We start from the raw sequence: 5,591 nt of genomic DNA on the forward strand, positions 1-5,591 counted from the left end.
TTCCGCGTAGGTGAGTTCGGTGTCGGCGAAGACGAGGGCGGTGGCGTCGGGGGTGCGGGCGGCCTGGGCGTGGAAGAGCTCGGGCAGGGTGGTGGCGGGCAGGTCCCGGTCGGTGTCGTTCCAGCCGGTGAGGATCAGCTCGCGCTCGGCCGGGTCCAGGATCTCGATCCGGCTGACCGGCAGCTCGGGGTCGGCGACAGCGGCCTGCAGAACCCGCACGAAACGCTGCGCGATCGCCTCGGTGGTCGTCTCGTCGAAGAGGTCGACGGCGAAGGTGATGGCTCCCTGGAGGCCGGCGGGCCGGCCCTGTCCGTCGAAGAGCTCGCCGAACTGGAAGTCCAGGTCGAACTTCGCGGGGAGCTCGCCGGTGGTCAGTGCGGTGGCGGTGAGGCCCGGGAGTTCGAGGGCGGCCTCGGTGTTGTTCTGGAGGCTGAGCATGACCTGGAACAGCGGGTGCCGGGCCATGGAGCGGGTGGGGGCGAGGTCCTCTACGAGGCGCTCGAACGGGATGTCCTGGTTGGCGAAGGCGCCGAGGCCGGTGTCCTGGACGCGGCCGAGGAGCTCGCCGAAGGTCGGGTCGCCTGAGACGTCGGTGCGCATGACCAGGGTGTTGACGAAGAACCCGACCAGGTCGTCGAGGGCTTCGTCGGTGCGGCCCGCGATGGGGGTGCCGACGGGAATGTCGGTGCCCGCACCCAGACGGGAGAGCAGGGTCGCGAGCCCGGCCTGGAGGACCATGAACAGGGTGACGCCGCGCGACCGGGCGAGGTCGGCGAGCTGCTGGTGCAGGTCGGCGGGCACCTCGACGGGCAGGGTGGTGCCGTGGTGGGTGGCGATGGCCGGGCGGGGCCGGTCGGTGGGCAGCTGGAGCTCTTCCGGCAGGCCGGCCAGGGCGTCGCGCCAGTGGGCGAGCTGCTGGGACAGGACGCTCTGCGGGTCGGTGTCGTCCCCGAGGAGCTTCTGCTGCCACAGGGTGTAGTCGGCGTACTGCACCGGCAGCGGCTGCCACACCGGCGCGTTGCCGTCGAGTCGGGCCGCGTAGGCCTCGGACAGGTCCCGGGCCAGCGGGCCCATCGACCAGCCGTCACCCGCGATGTGGTGGACGATCAGCAGCAGGACCTGCTCCTGCGGTCCGGTGGTGAACAGCTCCGCGCGCAGCGGGATGTCACGGGAGAGGCTGAAGGTGTGGCTCGCCGCGTCGGCGAGGGCCTGCTCCAGGTCGGCCTCGGCCACCTCGGTGACGGGCAGGTCGAGGACGACCGCCGCCGGGTCGAGGATGTGCTGGTGGGGCTGCCCGTTGTGGGTCGGGTAGACGGTGCGCAGGACTTCGTGGCGCCCGATGACGTCGCCGAGCGCGGCCCGCAGGGCCTCACGGTCCAGGGCGCCGCTGAGCCGCAGGGCCGCCGGGATGTTGTAGGTGGCGCTGGGGCCTTCGAGTTCGCCGAGGAACCACAGCCGTCGCTGGGCGGCGGACAGCGGCACCGCGTCCGGGCGCTCGCCCGCGGTCAGCGCGAGCCGGGTCGTACCGGCCCCGCCCAGACGGGCGGCCAGACCGGCGACGGTCGGCGCCTCGAACAGGGAGCGGATGCCGACCTCGACACCCAGCACCGCACGGATCCGGCTGACCAGCCGCGTCGCCAGCAGGGAGTGGCCGCCCAGCTCGAAGAAGCTGTCGTCGATGCTGACCGTGGTGATGCCGAGGACCTCGGCGAAGACGGTGCAGAGGGCGGCTTCCTGCTCGGTGCGCGGTTCGCGGCCGGAGGTGTCGGCCGCGTAGTCCGGCGCGGGCAGAGCGTTCCGGTCGAGCTTGCCGTTGGCCGTCAGCGGCAGGGCCTCCAGCACCACGATCGCGCTGGGGACCAGGTACTCCGGCAGCTGCTGCTGGAGGTCGGCCCGGATGGTGGCGGTGAGCGCCGCGTGGTCGTCGCCGCCGGTGGCCGGGACGACATAGCCGATCAGGCGCTTGTCACCGGGGGTGTCCTCGCGGACGACGACGGCGGCCTGGGCGGCGGCCGGGTGCGCGGCCAGCGCGGACTCGACCTCGCCGAGTTCGATGCGGAAGCCGCGGATCTTGACCTGGTCGTCGGCACGGCCGGCGAACTCCAGGCTGCCGTCGGCGCGCCAGCGCACCAGGTCGCCGGTGCGGTACATCCGCTCGCCGGGAGTGCCGAAGGGGTTGGCGACGAAGCGCTCGGCGGACAGGCCCGGGCGGTTGAGGTAGCCGCGCGCCAGACCCTCACCCGCCGCGTACAGCTCGCCCACGGCGCCGGGCGGGACCAGCTGCAGCCCGCTGTCGAGGACGTAGAGGCGGGTCGCGGAGATCGGGCCGCCGATCGGCACGCCGGCCCCGCGGTCGAGGTCGGCGGTCCGAATCGCGTGGGTGGTGGTGAAGGTGGTGTTCTCCGTCGGCCCGTACCCGTTGAGCAGCCGGACGTGGGGCAGGCGCTCCAGTACGGTCCTGCACTGGGACACCGAGAGGACGTCGCCCCCGGCCAGCAGGTAGCGGAGCCCCTGGAGCGCCTCGACGTCCGACTCCACCACTTCGTGGAAGAGCCCCGCCGTCAGCCAGAGAGCGGTCACGCGGTGTGAGGCCAGGAACTCGCGCAGCTCGAAGACGGACAGCCCCTTCGGCGGGGCGATCGCCAGGGCGGCGCCGTTGAGCAGGGCGCCCCAGATCTCGAAGGTCGCCGCGTCGAACGACACCGAGGCCAACTGGCCGATGACGTCGCCGGCACCCAGGTCGACGTAGTTGGTCTCCCACACCAGTCGGCCGATCGCCTGGTGGGGGACGGTGACGCCCTTGGGCCGGCCGGTGGAGCCTGAGGTGTAGATGACGTACGCGGGGTGGCTGGGCAGCAGGCCCGGCGCGGGGTTGTCGGCGGCGAGGTCGGCGAGGCGCGCGAGGGTGTCGGGGTCGTCGAGGACGATCCGGGCGGTGGCCTCGGCCTCAGGGAGCGTCGACTGCGCGGACCGGTCGGTGATGACCAGGGCGGGTCGGGCGTCGTCGAGCATGTAGGTGATGCGGTCGGCGGGGTAGTTGGGGTCGATCGGCAGGTAGGCGCCGCCGGCCTTGAGGATCGCCAGCAGGGAGACGACCAGCTCGGTGGAGCGTTCCATGAGGACGCCGACCAGGGTCTCCGGGCCGACGCCGTGCTCGGTCAGCAGGTGGGCGAGGCGGTTGGCGCGCTCGTTCAGCTCCGCGTAGGTCGACTCGGTGCCCTGGTGGACGAGGGCGGTGGCGTCGGGGGTGCGGGCGGCCTGGGCCTGGAACAGCTCCGGCAGGGTGGTGGCCGGTACGTCCCGGGCGGTGTCGTTCCACTCGGTCAGCAGCTGTCGGCGCTCGGCCGCGTCCAGGATCTGGAGGTGGCCGACGGGCAGCTCGGGGTCGGCGGCGACGGCCTCCAGCACCCGGACGAAACGCTGCGCGACGGCCTCGATCGTCGCGTGGTCGAAGAGGTCGACGGCGAAGGTGATCGCGCTCTGGAGGCCGGCGGGCCGGCCCTGCCCGTCGAAGTGCTCACCGAACTGGAAGTCCAGGTCGAACTTGGCCGGGGCCTGCCCGGCGGGGAGCAGTTCGGTTGCCAGGCCCGGGAGTTCGAGGGCGGCGGTGGTGTTGTTCTGCAGGGTGAGCATGACCTGGAACAGCGGGTGCCGGGCCATGGAGCGGGTGGGGGCGAGGTCCTCGACGAGGCGCTCGAACGGGATGTCCTGGTTCGAGAAGGCACCGAGGCCGCTGTCCTGGACACGGGCGAGGAGCTCGCCGAACGTCGGGTCCCCGTCCAGGTCGGTGCGCATGACCAGGGTGTTGATGAAGAAGCCGACCAGGTCCTCGAGGGCTTCGTCGGTGCGACCGGCGATGGGGGTGCCGACGGGGATGTCGGTGCCCGCACCCAGACGGGAGAGCAGGGTCGCCAGGGCTGCCTGGAGGACCATGAACATGGTCACGCCGCGTGAGCGGGCGAGGTCGGCGAGCTGCTGGTGCAGCTCGGCGGGGATGTCCAGGTCGTAGGTCGCGCCCCGGTGGCTGGCGACGGCCGGCCGCGGCCGGTCGGTGGGCAGCCGGAGCTCCTCGGGCAGGCCGGCCAGCGCCTCCCGCCAGTGGGCGAGCTGCTCGGACAGGACGCTCTCGGGATCGGTGTCCTCGCCGAGGAGGTCCTGCTGCCACAGGGTGTAGTCGGCGTACTGCACCGGCAGCGGCTCCCAGGTGGGGGCGTGGCCGGCGAGCCGGGCGGCGTAGGCCTCGGACACGTCCCGCGCCAGCGGGCCCATCGACCAGCCGTCACCGGCGATGTGGTGGACGATCAGCAGCAGGACCTGCTGCTGCGGCCCGGTGGTGAACAGCTCCGCGCGCAGCGGGATGTCCCCGGAGAGGTCGAAGGTGTGGCCGGCCGCGTCGGCCAGGGCCTGCTCCAGGTCGGCCTCGGCCACCTCGGTGACGGGCAGGTCGAGGGTGACCGCCGCCGGTTCGAGGATGTCCTGGTGGGGCTGCCCGTCGGCGGTGCTCGAAAAGACGGTGCGCAGGACTTCGTGCCGCTCGATGACGTCGTGCAGCGCGGCCCGCAGGGCCTCCCGGTCCAGGGAGCCGGTGAGGCGCAGTGCGGTGGGGATGTTGTACGTGGCGCTGGGGCCCTCAAGCTCGCTGAGGAACCACAGGCGCTGCTGGGCAAAGGACAACGGGATCATCAGAACTCCTCCTACCTACGCCGCGGCCGCAGAGCCGGCCTGGCCTTCTTTTGGGTTTCGAGTCGTGTGGCGAGGCCGGCGACGGTGGGTGTCTCGAACAGGGCGCGGATGGCCACCTCGGCCCCGAGCGCGGAACGGATCCGGCTGATGAGGCGGGTCGCGTCGAGGGAGTGGCCGCCCAGGTCGAAGAAGTTGTCGTCGATGGTCACGGAGGTGACGCCGAGGACTTCGGCGAACACACCGCAGAGGAGTTCTTCCTGTGCGTTTCGGGGGCTCCGCCCGGACGCGCTGGTCGTGCGGGTGGGTGCGGGCAGAGCATTGCGGTCGAGCTTGCCGTTGGCGGTGAGGGGCAGGGCCTCCAGCTGGACGATGGCGCTGGGGACCATGTAGTCGGGGAGTTCCGAGGCGAGGTGCTTGCGCAGCTGCTCGGTGTCCACGGCCTCCGGCGAGGCGGGGACGACGTAGCCGACGAGGCGCTTGTCGCCGGGGTTGTCCTCGCGGGCGATGACGGTGGCTTGGGCGACGGCGGGGTGCGCGGTCAGCGCGGCCTCGACCTCGCCGAGTTCGATGCGGAAGCCGCGGATCTTGACCTGGTGGTCGGTGCGGCCGAGGTAGTCGAGGGTGCCGTCGGCGCGCCAGCGTACGAGGTCGCCGGTGCGGTACATGCGTTCGCCGGGCTGGCCGTAGGGGTTGGCGGTGAAGCGTTCGGCGGACAGGCCCGGGCGGCCCAGGTAGCCGCGGGCCAGACCCGCACCCGCCACGTACAACTCGCCTGCGGTGCCTGGGGGGACGAGCTTCAGCTTGTCGTCGAGCACGTGGACGCGGGTGTTGGGGATGGGGGTGCCGATGTGGGGGGTGCCGGCGGTGGGGGTGAGGGCGTTGGTGGTGGTGGCGCAGACGGTGGTCTC

2 protein-coding genes are annotated in these 5,591 nt (G+C 72.3%); both read right to left on the minus strand.

Annotated elements, in window-relative coordinates:
- On the minus strand, positions 1-4,683 hold a 4,683-nt coding region (locus ACFVVX_RS37785; RefSeq protein WP_387952689.1), incomplete at its 3' end, for an amino acid adenylation domain-containing protein.
- 11 nt (positions 4,684-4,694) lie between these two features.
- A partial coding sequence (locus ACFVVX_RS37790) for a phosphopantetheine-binding protein (protein WP_387952691.1) occupies positions 4,695-5,591 on the minus strand: 897 nt, incomplete at its 5' end.

Origin of the sequence: Kitasatospora sp. NPDC058170 (assembly GCF_042883905.1) — a bacterium.
Lineage (GTDB): Bacteria > Actinomycetota > Actinomycetes > Streptomycetales > Streptomycetaceae > Kitasatospora.